Genomic DNA, 18,567 nt, shown 5'->3' with positions numbered 1-18,567 from the left:
CTCTCTTTCTTTCTGTTCGGATACGACGATGATTCCCACGCCTGGCGCCGCACTGCTGTTTGATATCGATGGCACGCTGGCCGATACCGATCCGATCCACCTCGAAGCATTTAACCGCACGTTCGAGCCCTACGGGTTTCACTTCGACAAGGCGCGCTTTGCCATTGAACTGCAGGGCATGGCCAACGAGGCGATTGCTCGTAAGTTCGTGCCACATCTGTCGCCGGACGAGCAGATGGCCGTGATGCTGGAGAAGGAGGCGATCTTTCGCGACCTCGCTGCCACCGAGATCCATGCCGTGCCGGGTCTGTTCGATCTGATGGATATGGCTGATGCGGCTGGATTGCCCATGGCGGCCGTGACCAATGCGCCACGCCTCAATGCCGATTTGATTCTCAATGGCCTGGGGATCGCGCATCGGTTCAAAGCACTGGTGATTGGCGAGGAATTGGCGCACGGCAAGCCGCACCCACTGCCTTACCTTGAAGGTCTCCGCCAGCTCGGCGCCAATCCTGCGTTCACCGTTGCCTTCGAAGACTCTCGCACCGGCATCACGTCAGCCACTGGGGCAGGGTTGCAGACTGTGGGCATCCGCACGAGCCTTGCCCATGATGAGATGATCGCCGCCGGAGCCTCGATCACGGCATCACGCTATGACGATCCGGTCCTGCTCGAATTCATCGCGGCCCGTACAGGCGCGCTTGTCGCGAGCTAGAACAGGCTCATCTGGCGGTCTTCCAACTTCGGCGCGACAAACAGATCGTTGCGCAGAGGCGGGAGCTTGGCATCCAGACCATAGCGCTCGCGCCCCTTGTCAAAGCGCTGGCGCAACAGCGTGGCATATGGACCCTCGCCAGTGAAACGCGTGCCAAAGCGTGGGTCATTGTCGCGACCGCCTCGCGTATCGCGGACCAGCGACAGCACATGACGCACGCGGTCTGGGAAATGGCGCAGCAGCCATTCACGGAAAACGTCGCGCACTTCGCCGGGCAGCCGCAGCAATATCATCGAGGCGCTGCGTGCGCCCTGGGCCGCAGCGGCATCCAGAATACGCTCCAGCTCCATATCGTTGATCGCCGGGATCATCGGCGAGGCGAACACCGCAACGGGCACACCTGCCTCGCTCAACGCCCGGATCGCCTCGAGGCGACGGGCGGGCGAGGAGGCGCGGGGCTCCATCTTGCGGCTCAGCTTGTGGTCCATCGAGGTCATCGAGATGGCGACCTTGACCAGCCCCAGCGTAGCAAGCTCGGTCAGCAGATCTAGATCGCGCAGGATCAGGGCTGATTTGGTGGTGATCATCACCGGATGCTTGGTTTCCAGCATCACCTCAAGAATGCCACGCGTCAGCTTATGCTTGCGCTCGGCAGGCTGGTAGGGATCGGTATTGGTGCCCATGGCGATGGGCTTGGGCTTGTAATTGCGCGCGCCAAATTCGGCTCGCAGCGCCTCGACGGCATTGGCCTTCACATAAATATCGCGCTCAAACTCGATTCCGGCCGAGTGGCCCAGGAAGGCGTGGGTGGGCCGCGCGAAGCAATAGGAGCACCCGTGCTCGCAGCCACGATAGGCGTTGATCGAGCGCTCAAAGCCAATGTCGGGGCTGTCATTGGTGGTGATGATGGTTTTGGCGCGCTCGGTGTGCTCGACGGTTTCGAACAGGCCGAGCGGTTCGACATTGTCCCAGCCGTCATCGAAGCTCTCGCGGGTCTGCCTTTCAAAGCGGCCGCTATTGTTGGACTGAGCGCCACGGCCACGAATGCGGTCTGGGTTCAGCAGTTCGCGACGTGCCAGATCGGCATCGCGGCTGCGACTGAGCTGTTCCAATGCTTCGAAAGATGGAGCCTGATAGAGGGCCATGGGCTGTCTCCTGCCGGACGCGCAACAGTCGAATCGTGACTGAGGAACGTGTCCCAGGATGTAACAGCTCCATGAGAACAAAACAAGAACTGTAACTTTGTGGCCTTTCTGATATGGGATACCACCTTCGGATAAGGAAGGGCGGAATCACGCATTTTGCAGGGCAGGGCTGCAAATGAACGACTGGACGGCTTAAAATGAGACGGCTAAACCATCGTTCCTTGGCGATGGTGGGCGTAACAGTCCCGTCGTCCAGCACAGATATTGAATGTTGATCTTTACTGGCTGCCGCCTTTCGTAAAGCCACAACTTAACTATCAGATCACTGACAGAGCCTGTCGCAGATTAAATTGAAGATGGCGTCGAACTACGACGACGCCATTCGTCGCCGTGCCGACAGCGCAAATGAATCCGGGGAATGACTATGAGTACCGACGCAACAACTTTTGACGCCGCGACGGCGAGTGAGCCGAGTAGCGCAGACAATGCGGCCCGCAGCAAGCTGGTTATCGCCCTGCTGCTGGTGTCGACCTTTGTCGTCTTTTTGAACGAGACGATCATGAGCGTGGCCATCCCCCACCTCATGCACGATCTTGGTGTAGCGGCGAGCGCCGCTCAGTGGCTGACGACGGCATTCCTTTTGACCATGGCCATCGTCATTCCGGTGACCGGCTTTCTGTTGCAGCGCATGAATACCCGCCCGATCTTCGTGCTGGCCATGTCCACCTTCACTATCGGAACCCTGATCTGCGCCGTCTCACCAGGTCTTGAGCTGCTCATCACCGGTCGTGTGGTGCAGGCTATCGGCACGGCGATTATGATGCCGCTGCTGATGACCACGCTGATGACGTTGGTGCCGCCCGAAAGCCGCGGCAAGACCATGGGCAACGTGTCCATCGTCATGTCAGTGGCGCCGGCAATCGGCCCAACGGTTGGTGGCTTCATTCTCGCTCATTTCGAATGGCGCTGGATGTTCATCCTTGTCCTGCCAATCGCCATCGGCGCGCTGATCCTGGGCTTCAAGAAGATCCAGAACGTATCGACCCCGCGCTATGCACCGCTCGACGTACTCTCGGTGATCCTGTCGGCATTTGCCTTCGGCGGTCTGGTCTATGGCTTGTCGAGCCTTGGCGAAGGGGCACATGAAGGCGCAATGTTCCCGATCTGGCTGCCACTGGTCATCGGTGTCGTCGCCATGGCGGCGTTCGTCTGGCGTCAGCTGGCCCTGCAGAGCGACAATCGCGCTCTGCTTGACCTGCGTACCTTCCAGTCGCGCAACTACAGCGTGTCGGTCATCACCATGGCGATCGCCATGATGGCGCTTTTCGGCACGGTCATCTTGCTGCCGATCTACACCCAGAACGTGCTTGGCCTCGACACGCTGCAGACCGGTCTGCTGATGCTTCCCGGTGGCCTGATCATGGGCGTGCTTGGTCCGGTTGTTGGTCGTCTCTACGACAAGGTTGGTCCGACCGTTCTGCTGGTTCCCGGCACTGTGGTAGTTTCGGCCGTGATGTGGGCGCTGACCCTTGTGGATCAGAACACGTCTGTGTGGGCAGTCCTGGCTGGCCACATGGCCATCAGTATTGGCCTCGCGTTCACCTTCACCCCGCTTTTCACTGCTTCGCTGAGCTCGGTACGCAAGGATCTCTATTCGCACGCCAGTGCCATTCTGGGCTCGATTCAGCAGGTTGCCGGTGCAGCCGGTGTGGCTCTGTTCGTCGCATTGATGACCATTCAGACGACGAGCCTTGTGACCTCCGGTACCGATCAGGTGACCGCGCTGGCAGGTGGCATCCGTCTCGCCTTCCTCGTTGGAGCCGTGATCTCGCTGTTCGCCGTGCTGGCCGCCTTCATGGTGCGCAAGCCTGACAACGATGATTCCGAGCCGCATTACGGCCACTAAAACTGCAAACGGCGCCCATTGGGCGCCGTTTGTTTTTGGTACAGTCAGATTGGATGGACGTGCTCAGCGCTCATCGAGACGCGGCATCAGCTCGACGAAATTGCAGGGCTTGTGGCGGTAGTCGAGCTGGTGGGTCAGAATTCCTTCCCACGCGTCCCGACATGCGCCGCGCGAGCCGGGCAGGCAGAAGACGAATGTCGTGCCGATCAGGCCGCCTGTCGCGCGCGACTGGATCGAACTGGTGCCCACGGTGGTCGCCGAGTACTGGTGGAACAGCACCGAGAACCCATCCATCCGCTTGTCGAACAAGGGCTCCACGGCCTCTGGCGTGACGTCGCGGCCCGAAAAGCCCGTGCCGCCCGTGGTGAGGATCACGTCGACCCTCGGGTCGGCGACAAAGCCCTGCACCGCATGGCGGATCAACTGGATATCGTCGCGGATGACGACGCGCTCGGCACAGCTGTGGCCATCTGCCTCCAGCAGCGATTTGAGCAGTGCGCCGCCGGTGTCGGTTTCCAGCGTGCGCGTGTCAGAGACGGCAATGACGGCGATGGACAGGCGCTTAAACGCGCGGTCCTCAAATCTTTCCGTCTTGAACATTGCCGGTCTCTCCATTGCTCGACGCCAATTCCTCGGGCACCGGCTCTTCATCCACCGGCATTTCGTACTCTTCACTATCAGTCCGTGGGTCGAGCACAATAGTTTCCGGGGTCACCTGCTTGTCATTGCCCATTGGCTGGAATGGCGCACGGTCGGCCGCATCAACGCTCTTGCGCACGCGCATCCGCAGATAGGCGGCGATGGCGAGAAGGGCATGGAACAGGGCGGTGATGACAAACAGGCCCACCGGCGACCACGCGCCCATGATCATCGAGGCGATGGCAGGGCCAATGGCCAGGCCAATGCCCAGGATAAGCAGCATACCGCCAGCAATCTTGGCGAAATCTCCATCCTTGGCGAAGTCGTTGGCATGGGCGACGGCCACCGCATAGATCGGGTTGGCGGCAAAGCCGTAGGCGGCAAAGAGGACATACATCACCCAGCCCGCCTCCGGATTGATCAGGAGGATCAGCAGACCGACGAGCGATGCGAAGCCTGAAAGGCCAATCAGAACGAGGCGGCGGTCGATGCGATCGGACAGGCGGCCAAAGGGGATTTGCGCCACCGCGCCAAGAATAGCGGCAACGGCGAAGAGCAGGGCGATGCCGCTGGCATCGAGCCCACGCTCATAGCCGTATACCGGCGCCAGCGTACCAAAGGCGCCGTTGGCCATGCCCACCGAAAAGGCGGCAATCGCCGCGACGGGCGAGGTGCGATAGAGCAGGCCCACGTCGATCTTGGCCGAGGCCAGCGGGCGGGGCTGGGGGCTCGAGGTCAGGGCAGTGGGCAGCACGGCGCAGATAAAGCTAATGGCACCAAGGACGAACGGCACATAACCCGCAGTGCCGGTGATCGACATGGCGATCTGGCCTAGGGTCGAAGCGGCCATGTTGATGGTCACATAGACCGAAAAGATCGTGCCGCGGCTTTTGTTCTCCGCAACTTCATTGAGCCAGCTCTCGACGATCATCGCGGCGCCGGCAAAGCAGAAGCCGGACAGCGCACGCAGCAGTATCCAGCTGATATCGTTGATCAAAAGCAGGTTGAGCAGGATGGTGATCGTGCCAATCGCCGCCATAACCGAAAACGCGCGGATATGGCCAACCTTGCGCACCACCAGCGGTACGGTGATCGAACCAGCAACGAAGCCGACTGACCAGCCGGTACCAATCAGGCCCAGCGAAAGTAGCGAAAAGCCTTCCTCCGCGCCACGAACCGACAGCAAGAGACCCTGCAGGCCACCACCGAACATAAGGAGAGCGGAGCCCAGAAACAGGGCATAGATCTTGATAACGGAGGCCATGACGCTTTCGGCTGCTTTGGTTTTGAAAAACGTTGCAAATCACGTGAAGGTGACAATAACGCGGCGACCTTGACAACCCATGACAGACAACACGGTTGCCTGTTTTTTCATCATGGCGGTGAGGAGGGGAATGAGGACGACGCTAATCTTGTCGTTTGCGCCTAGTTCGCCCTCGCGCAGTCGCTTCCCTCGGACTTGATCCGAGGGTCTCTTGCCATGCGTGCCGTGCTGCGAGTGGCCCGCGGATCAAGTCCGAGGGCAGCGACGGTGATTTGGGGTGGACCTTGCATCAGCTCGGTGTCATTCCCGCGAAGGCGGGGTCGACGTTGGCCGGGCCCTAACCCAGACCCAGCTCTTCGAGCTTCATCTTCAAACTCAGCAAATCCATCCAGGCCTGCTGCTTGGCGGGTGGATTGCGCAGCAGGTAGGCGGGATGCAGCGTCGGGAGCGCCTCTACTGAGTACTTGCCAATTGTCACGGTCTGCCATTTGCCGCGCATCTTGATGATACCATTGGTGGTATCGAATACGGTCTGCATGGCGGGGCCACCCAGCGTCAGGACGATCTTGGGCGCAACCAGTTCAACCTGGCGGTGGAGGAAGGGCAGGCAGAGGGCCAGTTCTTCTGGCGAGGGCGTGCGATTGCCTGGGGGACGCCATGGCACGGTGTTGGCGATATAGACCTTGGTACGATCCAACCCAATCGCCGCGAGCATGCGATCGAGCAATTCACCTGATTTTCCGACAAACGGTTTGCCCTGACGATCCTCTTCAGCGCCAGGGGCTTCGCCGATCAGCATGATGTCTGCCTCAGGATTGCCATCGGCGAACACCAGCTGGGTCGCGCGCAGCTTGAGGCCGCAGCCGTTGTAGGCAGCCAGAGTTGCCTGTAGCTCGTCCAGCGTCTGGGCGGATGCAGCAAGGTTTCTGGCCTCGGTGGGATCGCCGCCAATGGGCAAGACGTCGGCGGTTCGTTCTGGTGGCCGCTCGGTTTGCGGCATGGCAATCGGCGCGGTGCGCACGGGGGCGCGCTGCGCGAACCGGTCTATCGGTTCCTCGCCAACAGCGATGTCGACCCCGGCCGCTCGATACCATTCGAGCACCGAGACCATTTCGTCGCGATTTAGCGGTCGATCTTCAGACATGTTCTCTGTTATGTCACAGCGCGTTTGGCGCGGCCACCCGCGCATCTGCACGTTCAAGGGCATCCTATATGGCAGAGGCCGGTAACCGCGAAAGCCTTTCGACCGATATCGTCATTGTTGGCGCCGGTCCGTCTGGGCTTGCCGCTGCAATTCGCCTCAAGCAGCGCCATCCCGAGCTGTCGGTGACAGTGGTGGAAAAAGCCGCAGAAGTCGGCGGGCATATTCTGTCGGGCGCGGTGATGGACCCTATTGGGCTCGATGCGCTGATCCCGGACTGGCGCCTCAAGGGTGCGCCGGTTGGCCCGGACGTCACGACCGACACCTATCATTTCCTCACGGCGCAGCACGACTTCGCCTTTCCACACGCGCTGATTCCGCCGCAGATGAAAACGCCCAACGGCGTCATCGTCAGCCTCGGGAACCTGGTGCGCTGGCTCGGCGAGCAGGCGGCTGAGCTGGGCGTTGATATTTTTCCGATGACAGCTGCTGTCGATGTACTCGGCTCAGACAAGGGCCCAGTGCGCGGCATCATTACCGGCGACCTCGGTCGTGATCACGCGGGTAATCCAAAGCCCGGCTTTGCCGAAGGCATTGCGCTGGAAGCCAAATATACGCTGATCGCCGAAGGCGCGCGGGGCTCGCTGGCCAAAAAGGTCATCGCCAACCATCGCCTGGAGCGCGAGCCGCAGAAATATGGCCTGGGCATCAAGGAAGTCTGGGAAATCCCGGCTGATCGGCACCAGCCCGGCAAGGTCGACCACTACCTCGGCTTCCCGCTCGATAATGGCACCGCTGGCGGTGGTTTTGTTTACCACGCCGAGGATCGCAAGCTCTATGTTGGGCTCGTGACCTATCTCGATTACAAAGATCCGACGCTTTCGCCATTCGACGAATTCCAGCGCTTCAAAACGCATAAGGCCGTTGCGCCACTGCTTGAAGGCGCCACGCGCATCAGCTACGGCGCGCGCACGGTGACGGCCGGTGGCTGGCAATCGATTCCCACGCTGGCGTTTGCTGGCGGTGGTTTGATCGGCTGCGCAGCAGGCTTCATGAATGCCCCACGGCTGAAGGCGATCCACAATGCCATCCTTTCCGGTATTGGCGCAGCTGATGCCGTTGCCGATGCCATCGCGAAGGGCCGTCAGCACGATATCATCAAAGACCTCGGCCACCGCGTGTTGGCCACTGGCATTGGTCGGGAACTGCAGGGCGTCAGCAACGTCAAGCCACTGTGGTCGCGACTGGGCACTGTGGTGGGTGCAATGGCGGGCGGTGCGGACCTTTGGTGGCGGGCGATTTTCAAGACGTCGCTGCTCGGTCCGCTGCACCACAAGCATCAGGACTATGTCGGCCTGCGCCACAAGGGGCAGCGGCCAGCGCGCAGCTATGCCAAGCCTGACGGTAAGTTGACCTTTGATCGGACCTCGTCGGTCTATCTCGCCAATCTGGCGCATGATGAAGACCAGCCGGTTCATCTCAAACTGGCTGATCCCGCTGTGCCCGTGCGCGATAACCTGCCGCTTTATGGTGAGCCCGCGCCGCTCTATTGCCCGGCTGGTGTTTATGAAGTGGCCGAAGAGGGCGGGGCGCCTGGATTCCGCATTCACGCGGCCAATTGCGTGCACTGCAAGACCTGCGACATTAAGGACCCGGCCCAGAACATCACATGGGTTCCGCCCGAGGGTGGTAGCGGCCCGAATTACAGCGGGATGTAACCAATTATGCGCATGATCACGCTATCGTGGCGCGACCTTGCGGCGCAGTCCCAAAACGGACAATCTTCGCCCTCAGAACGGGCCCGGTAGGGCCAAGGGAGTTATCAGCCTCGTGACATTGTTTCTGAACCGCTTCGCGCGTCCGGCCCTGGTGGCTCTCCTGTTGTCGACGACCGCCGCGAACGCCGCACAAACGGCCCAGTCGGCGGACTCGCCGCGCCAAATGCAAAACGGTCTCGACATGCTGTCGCTGGCCCGCATCAGCGTCACGGGTGCCTATATGGCTGGCCAGCAGGCGCTGCAGGATCTGCGCACCGAGGAAGCTGCGCGCTACTTCAATCGCGCTGCACAGGGCGATTGGAGCAATCCCATCATGGTCGAGCGCGCGTTCATCGCGTTTGCCGCCGATGGGCAGATCGGTCAGGCTGCGGCCACGGCCAAGCATTTGCTCGATATCGACCCACAGAATCAGCTGGCCGAACTCGTCGTTGCGACTGAGGCGCTGAAAGAGCGCCGCTATGGCGCAGCCGACAAACTGCTCGGCACCATCGGACAGGACAGCTTTACTGGGATCACCGCCAGTATTCTGCGGGCCTGGGCACTGGTTGGCGCAAACCGCAAGCCCGAAGCAGATGCGCTGCTCGACAAGCTCGGCAATACCGGCCTCGAAGATTTCCTCGTTTTCCATCGTGCGCTGATGGCCGAGACCGCTGGTGACACGCAGCTGGCGATCCGTCTTGCCCGTCAGGCGTTTGAAGCCGAGCCCTATGTGGCGCGGATCGTTGAGGTCTATGCGCGCATCCTTGCCAATGCCGGCCGGTTTGAAGACGCCAAGGCGGTTATCGCAGAGTTCGAGGCGCAGGGGCTGACCCATCCGGTTGTCACTATCGTCAAACACCAGATCGAAGCTGGTCAGCGCCCCGGCATCTTCGCCGCCAATGTACAGATCGGCGCGGCCGAAATGTTCCACGGCATCGGTGTTGCGCTGTCGCGCGATGGCAGCCTGGATCTTGCCTTGGTGTTCCTACGCATGGGGCTCTATCTCGACCCCAATGCCGATGTGATTGCGCTGGCCATTGGTCAGTTGCTCGACAATTCCAACCAGCACACCGCCGCAAACTCGATTTACGAGGCCATTCCGGCGACCTCGGCGATGAAGCCGACTGCTGTTGTGCGTGTGGCGCAGAACCTCGACGCTACCGGTGATCGGAAAGAAGCGCTCCGTCGCTTGAACAACATCGTCGCCGCCCAGCCCGAGGATCTTGATGCGGTTTCCGTGTTGGGTGACCTGCTGCGCTACGATGAGCAATATACCAAGGCCGCCGAAGCCTACACCAAGGCGTTGGAACTGACGGGAGGTACCAACCCGGCCGATTGGCGTTTCTACTATGTGCGTGGCATTGCCTATGAGCGCGCCAAGGAATGGCCGAAGGCCGAGGCGGACTTCCAGGAAGCGCTCAAGCTCAACCCAGACCAGCCACAGGTGCTGAATTATCTCGGCTATAGCTGGATCGATCAGGACATGAACCTGCAGCCTGCGCTCGAAATGATCGAAAAGGCCGTCGCCGCACAGCCGCAGGATGGCTACATCGTTGATTCGCTCGGCTGGGCTTTCTACAAGCTGGGTCGCATCGATGAAGCGGTCAAAACCCTTGAGCGTGCTGTGTTGCTGCGCCCCAACGATGCCGAGATCAACGACCATTTGGGCGATGCTTATTGGAAGGCCGGGCGCAAGCTCGAAGCCAGGTTCCAGTGGAATGTCGCATCGTCGGTCGATCAGGAAGGCAACGTCAAGGAGCGGGTCGCGTCCAAGCTGGTCGACGGACTGACCGACCAGAACGCCACCGAATAGGTTCGGCATGCCCGAACCGATCGTTCAGGTCGCTCCGGCCAAGATCAATCTCGCGCTGCACGTCACCCGTCGGCGCGAGGATGGCTACCACGACCTCGAAAGCCTCGTGGTGTTCGCGGACGTGGCGGACGAGCTTTCGGCCATTCCAGCGAACACCGATACGCTCGCCATCACTGGGCCGTTTTCCGGTGGGCTGAGTAATGGCGATACGAACCTCGTGGCCCGTGCAGTCGCCGCGTTTCGCGCGCGCTGGCCGGATGCTATCGAGAGCGGGCTGGCGCTGCGCCTGCAAAAGAACCTTCCGGTTGCGGCCGGCATTGGCGGTGGTTCTGCTGATGCGGCCGCTGCCTTGCGCCTGTTGGCCGGGATGGCGCCTTATCCCATTCCGTTTGCCAATCTGTCTGACCTTGCAGCAAAGCTCGGCGCGGATGTGCCCGCTTGCCTCGTCTCGGCGCCGCTGATCGCCAAGGGTGTCGGCGAAAAGCTCGAGCCGCTACCGGACTTCCCAGCGTGCCATATCGTGCTGGTCAATCCGATGGTGCCGCTGGCGACAGTCGATGTGTTCCGCCGCCTGCGGGCGCATGACAATTATCCGCTCCCCGAATTGCCGACGCCGCTGACACGCCCGGCGCAGTTGGGCATCTGGCTGGCCGAGACGCGGAATGATCTGGAACCTCCAGCAGTGAAGCTGGTGCCGGTTATTGGCGATATCATCGAGCAATTGGGGCAGACGCAGGGATGTATCCTCGCCCGCATGTCTGGTTCAGGCGCCACTGTGTTTGGGCTGTTCGGGTCGAGCGGGCAGGCCCATCAGGCCGCGCAGGTCATGCGGGCAGCAAATCCTGACCATTGGGTCGCGGCAGCGCCGCTGGTATTGCCCTGAAAACTAACTAGTCCGCCGACAGACGCTTCCCGCGGACTTGATCCGCAGGTCTTGGTTCACATGTGCTGTGCTGAAAGTGGCCCGCGGATCACGTCCGCGGGAAGCGATGGGTCAATAAGCCCGCAATACGCTGAATTCGACGACGTCGTTCAGCAACGTCCGCATTTCGGAGGGTGGCAGGACTTCAAGTGCCTGCTGGGCCGAGCGGGCGTGGGCGTGAGCCTGCTCCATCGTGCGGGTCAGGGTCTTGTGTGCCTCAAGGATCGCGACGACTTCGGCAACCTGCGCGTCGGTGGCGTCCATCTTGCCAAGAGCGGCGGCAATGGTCGCGCGCTCGGCTTCACTGCCTTCCGACAGTGCCAGAATGATCGGCAGGGTCATCTTGCCCTCGCGCAGATCGTCGCCGGTGTTCTTGCCAAGGGTGCCGGCCTGCCCGCCATAATCGAGCACGTCGTCGACCAACTGGAACGCATTACCTAGCTCAAGGCCATAACGCGCCAGAGCCTGGCGCCCGGCTTCGTCTGCGCCGCCGGACATGGCGCCCACTTCGCACGCCGCCTGGAACAGCACGGCGGTCTTAGCGCGAATGACTTCAGCATAGTCGGCGGGAGTCGTCGTCAGATCGCCCGTCTTGGACAGCTGGAACACTTCACCTTCTGCCATGACAGCCGAGGCGGCGGACAGTACGCCGAGCGATGCAATGTCGCCGGTTTCCACCATCATCATGAAGGCTTGGCCGAGCAGGAAATCGCCAACTAGGATCGATGCCTTGTTGCCCCAGACCATGCGCGCTGCTGGCTTGCCGCGACGCATGTCGCTCTCGTCCACCACATCATCGTGCAACAGGGTGGCATTGTGCATGAATTCGACGGCGGCGGCGAAATTGATGGCGGTGCCGGTACCTTTGGCGAACAGCATGGCTGCGGCCACGGTCAACATCGGGCGCAAACGCTTGCCGCCGCTCTCGATCAGATAGCGAGCCAGCTCGGGCACCATGTCGACGTGGGAATGGGCGCGCGAAAGAATCAGCGCGTTGACCTTGGCCATTTCAGCTTCGGTCGCAGTCAGGAGCCGCTCGATTGGGCTGGCAACCGGCGCCTCTTTCATTTGCGTCAGAATTGACACGCTATTTAGTCCTCATCTACCCGCGAGCGGCAAAACTGGTTGAGCCTGTCGCGCCTGCGCATATATGGTCGCGCCAAACCGGCCCTGCGGGTGCGATGTCCCTAGACCAGCCTAACACCGTTGTAAAACACCAAACCGTAACGCGCGATGCCTTTTTGGCTGGCAGGATCACTCTGTCGCAACCAAGGCACGGTTTTCGCGCGGGGCTCGATAGTGTCCTGCTGGGCGCCGCTGTTCACGAAGGGCGGCGCAATCTGCTTGATTTGGGCTGTGGCGTCGGCACGGCAGCCTTCGTCGCCATGGCTCATGCGCCCGAATTGTCAGCCACCTTGGTCGACCAAAATCCAGAGGCAAAGGCACTGGCAGAGACCAATGCGGCGGACAATGGCTTTGCCGCCCGGGCCACGATCCTGCTGGCTGATGTCGCTGGCAAAGGCGAGGTGCGCAAGGCTGCAGGGCTGGCTGAGAATGCCTTTGATGTCGTCATCGCCAACCCGCCGTTCTTTGTGGATGGCGCGGGCACGCTTGCCGGGGATGCCGGACGGGCAGGGGCCCGCCACATGGACGCGGCTATGCTCGATCTTTGGGTGCGTACGGCGGCTGGGTCTGCTGCGGGTGGGGCCGAGATCATCTTCGTCTATCCGGCGGAGAGCCTGTCGCCTCTTCTGGGTGCTTTCACCCAACGCTTTGGCGCTGTGACCGTGCTCCCATTGACGCCGCGACCGGATGCTCCGGCGAGCCGTGTGCTCATTCGCGGCATCAAAGGCTCGCGCGCGCCGCTGACATTATTGGCCAGTAGGGCGCTGCATGACGCCGAGGGTCGCGCTTTTCGGCCCGAATTCGACGCAATCTTTCGTGGGGCGGCCCGCCTCGACTGGTAATCGCGCCTCGCACGCCCTAAGTCTGGCCACGACCACACAATTGGAGTGACCATGGCCGACAGACCCGCTCGCAACTGGCTTGCCCGGATCATGCGCCGTTCGCCGGTGATTCCTGTCGTCAAACTCCATGGTGTTATCGCTGCCGACCAGCGTCAGGGGCGGCTCAATATCGCCAATGTTGGCCCTCTGCTTGAGCGGGCCTTTGCTATCAAATCCGCGCCCGCCGTGGCCATCGTCATTAATTCGCCCGGTGGCTCGCCCGTGCAGAGCCGGCTGATTTCCAAGCGTATTCGCGATCTGGCCGACGAGCATGACAAGCCTGTGCTGGTGTTTGTCGAGGACGCAGCCGCCTCGGGTGGCTATTTCATCGCGGTGGCAGGCGACGAAATCATCGTTGATCCATCCTCGATCGTCGGCTCCATCGGCGTCATCATGGCCGGGTTTGGTTTTGTTGGCGCGCTGGAAAAGCTCGGTATTGATCGTCGCGTGCACACAGCAGGCAACAACAAGTCGACGCTCGATCCCTTCCTGCCCGAAAAGCAGTCCGACATCGAACGCGTCAAGCAGTTCGAACTCGATATCCATGGCGTGTTTATCGACGCCGTAAAGGCGCGGCGGGGCAATAAGCTCAAAGCGGACGACGATGTGCTATTCACCGGTGAATGGTGGACAGGATTGCGCGGCGTGGAGTTGGGTCTAGTTGATGCCATCGGTGATCTGCACCAAACTCTGCGCGACCGCTTCGGCAGGGATGTCGAACTGCGCATGATCGCGCCAAAGCGCGGCTGGTTATCCCTGCCACGTTTCGGCTTTTCGGCATCCGGGCTCACGTCCGATCTTGCCGCTACCATCGAGGACCGCGCCGCCTGGGCGCGATTTGGGCTTTAAAGCATGAGCGCTTTTCTCATCCGCATTCTGATCTTCGCTATCGTGGGGATCGCTATCTATCTCGGTATCCGCAGAATCTGGCGCGACTGGACCAGCCAGTTCAAGGCAGACGATGAGGAGGCGCGCCGTGTACGCCGCGAGCGCGACCTGCGCGAACGCGATGAACCGGGCGTAGTTGACCTCAAACGCGACAAGGACGGCACGTTCCGTCCCGGTGATGACGACAAACGCCGTTGACCGGCAGAGGCGGCCAAACTAGAGGTTTGTCCCGCATGTTAGGGACTGCCAAATGACCAATCGCCCACCGCATATGGACCCAAAGAATTCGTTCCAGGGCCTCATCCTGACCCTCCAGCAATTCTGGGCGGAGCAGGGCTGCGTGATTTTGCAGCCTTATGACATGCCAATGGGCGCTGGTACGTCCCATACCGCGACCGTGTTGCGGGCCCTCGGTCCCAAGCCGTGGAAGGCCGCCTACGCGCAGCCATCGCGTCGTCCCAAGGACGGCCGCTATGGTGAGAACCCCAATCGGCTGCAGCACTATTATCAGTTTCAGGTCATCCTGAAGCCGTCGCCAGACAACATCCAGGACCTCTACCTTCAGTCGTTATACGCGATTGGGCTCGACCCCGCAGTGCACGACCTGCGCTTCGTTGAGGACGATTGGGAAAACCCGACGCTGGGCGCATGGGGCCTGGGCTGGGAAGTTTGGTGCGACGGCATGGAAGTCAGCCAGTTCACCTACTTCCAGCAGGTCGCTGGTTTTGAGTGCAATCCGGTTGCCGGTGAGCTGACCTATGGTCTTGAGCGCCTGGCCTGCTACCTGCAGAACGTTGATTCCATTATGGATCTCAACTTCAACGGCGGCGTGGGCGAGGACAAGGTCACCTATGCAGACGTGTTCCTGCAGAACGAGCAGGAGTCCAGCAAGTACAACTTTGAAGCTGCCGACACCGAGATGCTGTTCCGCCACTTCGCCGATGCGGAGAAGGAATGCCGGGCGGTGCTGGAAAAGGGCAAAATTGGCGAGCGCCAGACAATGGCTATTCCTGCCTATGAGCAGGTCCTAAAGGCCGCCCATAACTTCAATCTCCTGGATGCCCGTGGCGTGATTTCGGTGACGGAACGCCAGAGCTACATTCTGCGCATTCGCGAACTGGCCAAGGCCTGTGGCGCGGCCTGGCTGGAAACAGCGGGCGGCGGCGCCGAGTAAATATTCGCTCTGTCCTCGGGCATGTCCCGAGGACTTTTTGTATCTGGAGTCGATTATTCGGCAGCAGGCTTGGCGGGCAGCACGGATAGCACTGTCAGCATGTGGCGCTTGTTGTTGCGACCGCGCCAGGTGATGGACTGACCCGCACGCAAGCCGATAAGGGCCGTGCCCACTGGGGTCATTACCGAAATACGCCCTTCGGCAATATCGGCGTCAGCTGGGTAAACCAGCACCACGTCAGTTTCCTGGCCAGTATCAGTGCGATAGCGGACAGAGGAGCCCATGCGCACAATGTCGGTGGGGACGTCGGTGTCTTCAAGAACGCGAGCGCGCTCAAGCTCATAGAGCAGATTGTCGGACTGCTCGGGTGTGTGGTCGAGGCCGGCCATCGCAAGGATGTTCAGCTGGCGGTGGTCGGCATGGCCCAGAATGATCTCTGGGTTGAGGTCGTTGTGAATAGTTTCAGTCATGATGATATCTCGAATGGCCACCGTCGCGCGGAATGCGCGCCGGGCGGGCCAAAAATTGTGAAAAATGGAATGTGCGCCAGATCGCGCGATAAACGCGGCGAGCCTACCCTAAGCAGGCGCCAGCGCGGCAGGCATGCTTAGGGCTACGATCCCGCGAGGGGGTTTTCCAGCCAATATGTCACGTGCATGCTCATGGGTATAAGGTAGTGCCTCGTTCTGTTGTGTCAAGGTGCAGCCATTGCGCTTGCCCGACAGCGGTGCCAGTGTTCGGCTAACTCACGGAGAACGCGTCATGATCGGTTGGATTATCCTTGGATTGGTGGTTGTGGCAGCCGCTTACGGCGTCGCCCTCTACAATGGTCTCGTCAAAAACCGGCAGCTGGTGGAAGAGGGCTGGTCCGGGATCGATGTGCAGCTCAAGCGCCGCACCGATCTCATTCCCAACCTGATGGAAACCGTCAAAGGCTATATGAGCCACGAGCGCGAAACGCTCGAAGCGGTGACCAATGCCCGCGCTGCCGCAACCAGCGTTGCCAATGGTACACCCGAGCAACGTGCTGCAGCAGAAGGACAATTGTCGTCTGCACTGGGACGCCTGATCGCGACCGCCGAAGCTTATCCCGACCTCAAGGCCAATACGACCTTCCTCGAATTCCAGGCTGCGTTGCAGACTGTCGAAGACGAAATCCAGATGGCGCGCCGGTATTATAACGGCGCCGTGCGCAATCTGAACGTGATGGTCGAGTCTGTGCCGTCCAACTTCATCGCCGGGCCATTCGGCTTCCAGAAAGCCCAGTATTTCGAGCTGGAAAACGAGGCTGATCGCGCCGTTCCAAGCGTAAAGTTCTGATGCGTCGGATTTTTTTCCGGGTTGCACTATGCGTGTTGCTGGCTCTGACGCTGGCCTTGCCAGCGCATGCACGCGAAGAGATCACTTCCTACCAAAGTGATATCACACTGTTAACAAATGGCGCGGTTTCGGTCGTCGAAGCGCTTGCCGTTAACGCTGAAGGCGTGGACATTCGGCGCGGGATCTATCGCGACATCCCGACGACCCAGGTTTCCATATCCGGACAAAAAATACGCTCGACCCTGACGGTCACAAACGTCACCCATAATGGTGCGCCAGAGCCCTTCCGTACCGAGCGGATGGGCGACTTCGTGCGCATCTGGATCGGCGACCCCGAACAGTTCGTGCCGCGCGGACGCAATAGCTATGTGATCGACTACACCATGGATCGCATGGCGCGCAGCTTTGACGATCATGACGAACTCTACTGGAACGCTACCGGCAATTACTGGATATTCCCGATCGTCAACGCGACGGCGCGGGTGACGCTGCCGAGTGGCGCCGTGATTTCCGACCTCATCGCCTATACCGGTGCGGTCGGCTCGATGGAGCAGGCCGTTACCAGCCGCAAGACCTCGGACAATACCGCCACCTTTACCACCACACGCCAGCTGATGGCTGGCGAAGGCATGAGCTTTGCGGTGAAGTTCCAGAAGGGCATTTTGGTGCCGCCGAGCGGGGCCGAGGCCCTGCTGCAATGGCTGAGTGACCTGCGCGAAATCATCCTGCCGGTTTTTGGCGTGATTCTGGTGCTGGCCTATAATCTGATCTCCTGGAACAAGGTTGGCCGTGATCCGCCAAAGGGGACGATCATACCCCTGTTTCATCCCCCCAAGGATTTCTCGCCCGCGCTGACCCATTTCGTGCACCGCTGGGGCTTTTCTGGTTGGACGGCCTTCACCGCGACGCTGTTTGATCTCGGCGTCAAAGGGCTGGTCAAAATCGACAACCCCAAAAGCGGGCTATCGGTCGAAGTGACGGGCAAGCAGCCGGATGAACCACTGCCGGTAGGCGAGCAGACGCTGTTTGACTATATCCAGACCAAAGGCACGCTGAACGTCGACAAATCGACCGGCGTTGAGCTTGCAGCGCAGCATCAGGCGTTCAACGAGGCCATCTCGCGAGAAAACCGCAAGGTGTGGTTCAACCACAATTTCGGCTATGCCGCGTTCGGCTTTTTCCTGGCGTTTATGGTGCTAGGCGTCATGGTGCTGTTCGATGCGTTGGAGCCAATCTGGCTGTTCGGCGCGGTCGTTGTGGGCATCATACTCGGCATTTTCAGCACCATCGTCACCAATATGTGGAAAGGGCGCGGCTTTCAGCGGTTCTTCCTGATCTTGTGGGTCGGTGTCGTCGGGTTCAACTTTTTCGGCAGCGGGCTGGAAATGTTGACCCATCTCTCGATCAACACGGCTGCTATCTCTGCGGGTTCGATTGTCTTGATCACGGTGATTTTCGCCGCGCTGATGCGGGCGCCGACCATTCAGGGCCGCAAGGTCATGGACCAGATCGACGGCTTTAAAATGTATCTGGAAACTGCAGAAAAGAACCGGCTCAACATCGTCGGCGAGCCGCCCATGACGGTCACGCGCTTTGAGCGTATCCTGCCCTACGCCATCGCCTTGGGTGTGGAAAAGCCGTGGTCTGACCATTTCGATGGCGAGTTATCGCGGAATGCAGTCAGCGATGCGCGCGGCGTTTCGACCTATCAACCCTATTGGTATTCCGGCTCGGCGCCGTTTTCCGCAGGCAGTATGTCCAACACCATAGGTGCAGCCGCCACGGCCATGTCGGCGGCAATGGTCGCCGCTCAGCCCGTGCAGGCCAGCTCGTCCGGCTTTAGCTCAGGCGGTGGTGGCGGAGGCGGTGGCTCCGGC

At 60.5% G+C, this 18,567-nt stretch carries 17 protein-coding genes; 11 read left to right on the top strand and 6 right to left on the bottom strand.

The window, feature by feature from the left end; translation table 11 throughout:
• Nucleotides 1-28: 28 nt before the first annotated feature.
• Entirely contained in the window at nucleotides 29-715 is a 687-nt protein-coding gene (locus WH87_RS00815; protein ID WP_046137701.1) for an HAD family hydrolase, read from the top strand.
• On the opposite strand, the gene WH87_RS00810 is transcribed toward WH87_RS00815, so the two are convergent.
• Nucleotides 712-1,860, bottom strand: a complete 1,149-nt coding sequence (locus tag WH87_RS00810) for a PA0069 family radical SAM protein (RefSeq protein WP_052726209.1) — start codon at nucleotides 1,858-1,860, stop codon at nucleotides 712-714. The two genes, WH87_RS00815 and WH87_RS00810, sit on opposite strands and share 4 nt — an antisense overlap.
• 424 nt (nucleotides 1,861-2,284) lie before the next feature.
• On the opposite strand from WH87_RS00810, the gene WH87_RS00805 reads away from it, so the two are divergent.
• Nucleotides 2,285-3,766: an MDR family MFS transporter gene (locus tag WH87_RS00805; RefSeq protein WP_046137702.1), complete on the top strand. Its 1,482-nt coding sequence runs from the start codon at nucleotides 2,285-2,287 to the stop codon at nucleotides 3,764-3,766.
• 63 nt (nucleotides 3,767-3,829) lie between these two features.
• Here the strand turns inward: WH87_RS00805 and moaB are convergent, their stop codons facing one another.
• The 3 genes from moaB to WH87_RS00790 form a co-directional block, all read right to left on the bottom strand.
• Nucleotides 3,830-4,366 carry a molybdenum cofactor biosynthesis protein B gene (gene moaB / locus WH87_RS00800; protein WP_046137703.1) on the bottom strand — a complete coding sequence of 179 codons (537 nt, stop codon included), beginning with the start codon at nucleotides 4,364-4,366 and terminating at the stop codon, nucleotides 3,830-3,832.
• Nucleotides 4,344-5,669, bottom strand: a complete 1,326-nt coding sequence (locus tag WH87_RS00795; protein WP_046137704.1) for an MFS transporter — start codon at nucleotides 5,667-5,669, stop codon at nucleotides 4,344-4,346. The genes moaB and WH87_RS00795 overlap by 23 nt, the downstream gene beginning before the upstream one ends.
• A 337-nt stretch (nucleotides 5,670-6,006) precedes the next feature.
• Nucleotides 6,007-6,813 carry a uracil-DNA glycosylase gene (locus WH87_RS00790; protein WP_046137724.1) on the bottom strand — a complete coding sequence of 269 codons (807 nt, stop codon included), beginning with the start codon at nucleotides 6,811-6,813 and terminating at the stop codon, nucleotides 6,007-6,009.
• 68 nt (nucleotides 6,814-6,881) lie between these two features.
• Between WH87_RS00790 and WH87_RS00785 the strand changes: the two genes are divergently transcribed.
• The 3 genes from WH87_RS00785 (at nucleotide 6,882) to WH87_RS00775 (ending at nucleotide 11,263) form a co-directional block, all read left to right on the top strand.
• On the top strand, nucleotides 6,882-8,528 hold the full coding sequence (locus tag WH87_RS00785; RefSeq protein WP_046137705.1) for an electron transfer flavoprotein-ubiquinone oxidoreductase: 1,647 nt from the start codon (nucleotides 6,882-6,884) through the stop codon (nucleotides 8,526-8,528).
• A 112-nt stretch (nucleotides 8,529-8,640) separates the two neighbouring features.
• The gene (locus WH87_RS00780; RefSeq protein WP_156167870.1) at nucleotides 8,641-10,380 is read left to right on the top strand and encodes a tetratricopeptide repeat protein; all 1,740 of its coding nucleotides are present in this window, start codon (nucleotides 8,641-8,643) and stop codon (nucleotides 10,378-10,380) included.
• A gap of 7 nt (nucleotides 10,381-10,387) precedes the next feature.
• Nucleotides 10,388-11,263, top strand: a complete 876-nt coding sequence (locus WH87_RS00775) for a 4-(cytidine 5'-diphospho)-2-C-methyl-D-erythritol kinase (protein ID WP_046137706.1) — start codon at nucleotides 10,388-10,390, stop codon at nucleotides 11,261-11,263.
• A gap of 111 nt (nucleotides 11,264-11,374) precedes the next feature.
• Here the strand turns inward: WH87_RS00775 and WH87_RS00770 are convergent, their stop codons facing one another.
• Nucleotides 11,375-12,370: a polyprenyl synthetase family protein gene (locus tag WH87_RS00770; protein WP_046137707.1), complete on the bottom strand. Its 996-nt coding sequence runs from the start codon at nucleotides 12,368-12,370 to the stop codon at nucleotides 11,375-11,377.
• Between the two features lie 173 nt (nucleotides 12,371-12,543).
• Between WH87_RS00770 and WH87_RS00765 the strand changes: the two genes are divergently transcribed.
• Genes WH87_RS00765 through WH87_RS00750 form a run of 4 tightly spaced genes read left to right on the top strand, consistent with a single transcriptional unit; the run spans nucleotide 12,544 to nucleotide 15,370 of the window.
• A complete protein-coding gene (locus tag WH87_RS00765) occupies nucleotides 12,544-13,269 on the top strand; it encodes a tRNA1(Val) (adenine(37)-N6)-methyltransferase (RefSeq protein ID WP_197410696.1) in 726 nt (241 codons plus the stop codon).
• 51 nt (nucleotides 13,270-13,320) lie between these two features.
• Nucleotides 13,321-14,157 carry a S49 family peptidase gene (locus WH87_RS00760; protein WP_046137709.1) on the top strand — a complete coding sequence of 279 codons (837 nt, stop codon included), beginning with the start codon at nucleotides 13,321-13,323 and terminating at the stop codon, nucleotides 14,155-14,157.
• A gap of 3 nt (nucleotides 14,158-14,160) precedes the next feature.
• Nucleotides 14,161-14,394 carry a hypothetical protein gene (locus WH87_RS00755; protein ID WP_046137710.1) on the top strand — a complete coding sequence of 78 codons (234 nt, stop codon included), beginning with the start codon at nucleotides 14,161-14,163 and terminating at the stop codon, nucleotides 14,392-14,394.
• A gap of 52 nt (nucleotides 14,395-14,446) precedes the next feature.
• The gene (locus WH87_RS00750; protein WP_046137711.1) at nucleotides 14,447-15,370 is read left to right on the top strand and encodes a glycine--tRNA ligase subunit alpha; all 924 of its coding nucleotides are present in this window, start codon (nucleotides 14,447-14,449) and stop codon (nucleotides 15,368-15,370) included.
• Between the two features lie 53 nt (nucleotides 15,371-15,423).
• Here the strand turns inward: WH87_RS00750 and rnk are convergent, their stop codons facing one another.
• Nucleotides 15,424-15,840 (bottom strand): nucleoside diphosphate kinase regulator, encoded by a 417-nt coding sequence (gene rnk / locus WH87_RS00745; RefSeq protein WP_046137726.1) that lies wholly within the window; start codon nucleotides 15,838-15,840, stop codon nucleotides 15,424-15,426.
• 292 nt (nucleotides 15,841-16,132) lie between these two features.
• Here rnk and WH87_RS00740 point away from each other — a divergent pair, with 292 nt between their 5' ends.
• Both WH87_RS00740 and WH87_RS00735 read left to right on the top strand, forming a co-directional pair.
• Complete coding sequence (locus tag WH87_RS00740) at nucleotides 16,133-16,690, top strand: LemA family protein (RefSeq protein ID WP_046137712.1); 558 nt, start codon at nucleotides 16,133-16,135, stop codon at nucleotides 16,688-16,690.
• On the top strand, nucleotides 16,690-18,567 hold a 1,878-nt coding region (locus WH87_RS00735), incomplete at its 3' end, for a DUF2207 domain-containing protein (RefSeq protein WP_046173209.1). The genes WH87_RS00740 and WH87_RS00735, both read left to right, overlap by 1 nt.

The sequence above is a fragment of the Devosia epidermidihirudinis genome (assembly GCF_000971295.1).
In the GTDB taxonomy this organism is placed as follows: Bacteria; Pseudomonadota; Alphaproteobacteria; order Rhizobiales; family Devosiaceae; genus Devosia; species Devosia epidermidihirudinis.
The sequence above is the reverse complement of the archived record's forward strand: the minus strand, read 5'-3'. Positions and strand labels throughout refer to the sequence as shown.

Coding starts and splice junctions, on each gene's coding strand:
- WH87_RS00810 (WP_052726209.1), bottom strand. CDS start 1,860: ATGGCCCTCTATCAGGCTCCATCTTTCGAAGCATTGGAACAGCTCAGT.
- WH87_RS00795 (WP_046137704.1), bottom strand. CDS start 5,669: ATGGCCTCCGTTATCAAGATCTATGCCCTGTTTCTGGGCTCCGCTCTC.
- WH87_RS00775 (WP_046137706.1), top strand. CDS start 10,388: ATGCCCGAACCGATCGTTCAGGTCGCTCCGGCCAAGATCAATCTCGCG.
- WH87_RS00790 (WP_046137724.1), bottom strand. CDS start 6,813: ATGTCTGAAGATCGACCGCTAAATCGCGACGAAATGGTCTCGGTGCTC.
- WH87_RS00755 (WP_046137710.1), top strand. CDS start 14,161: ATGAGCGCTTTTCTCATCCGCATTCTGATCTTCGCTATCGTGGGGATC.
- WH87_RS00750 (WP_046137711.1), top strand. CDS start 14,447: ATGACCAATCGCCCACCGCATATGGACCCAAAGAATTCGTTCCAGGGC.
- WH87_RS00815 (WP_046137701.1), top strand. CDS start 29: ATGATTCCCACGCCTGGCGCCGCACTGCTGTTTGATATCGATGGCACG.
- WH87_RS00740 (WP_046137712.1), top strand. CDS start 16,133: ATGATCGGTTGGATTATCCTTGGATTGGTGGTTGTGGCAGCCGCTTAC.
- WH87_RS00770 (WP_046137707.1), bottom strand. CDS start 12,370: ATGAAAGAGGCGCCGGTTGCCAGCCCAATCGAGCGGCTCCTGACTGCG.
- rnk (WP_046137726.1), bottom strand. CDS start 15,840: ATGACTGAAACTATTCACAACGACCTCAACCCAGAGATCATTCTGGGC.
- WH87_RS00785 (WP_046137705.1), top strand. CDS start 6,882: ATGGCAGAGGCCGGTAACCGCGAAAGCCTTTCGACCGATATCGTCATT.
- WH87_RS00805 (WP_046137702.1), top strand. CDS start 2,285: ATGAGTACCGACGCAACAACTTTTGACGCCGCGACGGCGAGTGAGCCG.
- WH87_RS00760 (WP_046137709.1), top strand. CDS start 13,321: ATGGCCGACAGACCCGCTCGCAACTGGCTTGCCCGGATCATGCGCCGT.
- moaB (WP_046137703.1), bottom strand. CDS start 4,366: ATGTTCAAGACGGAAAGATTTGAGGACCGCGCGTTTAAGCGCCTGTCC.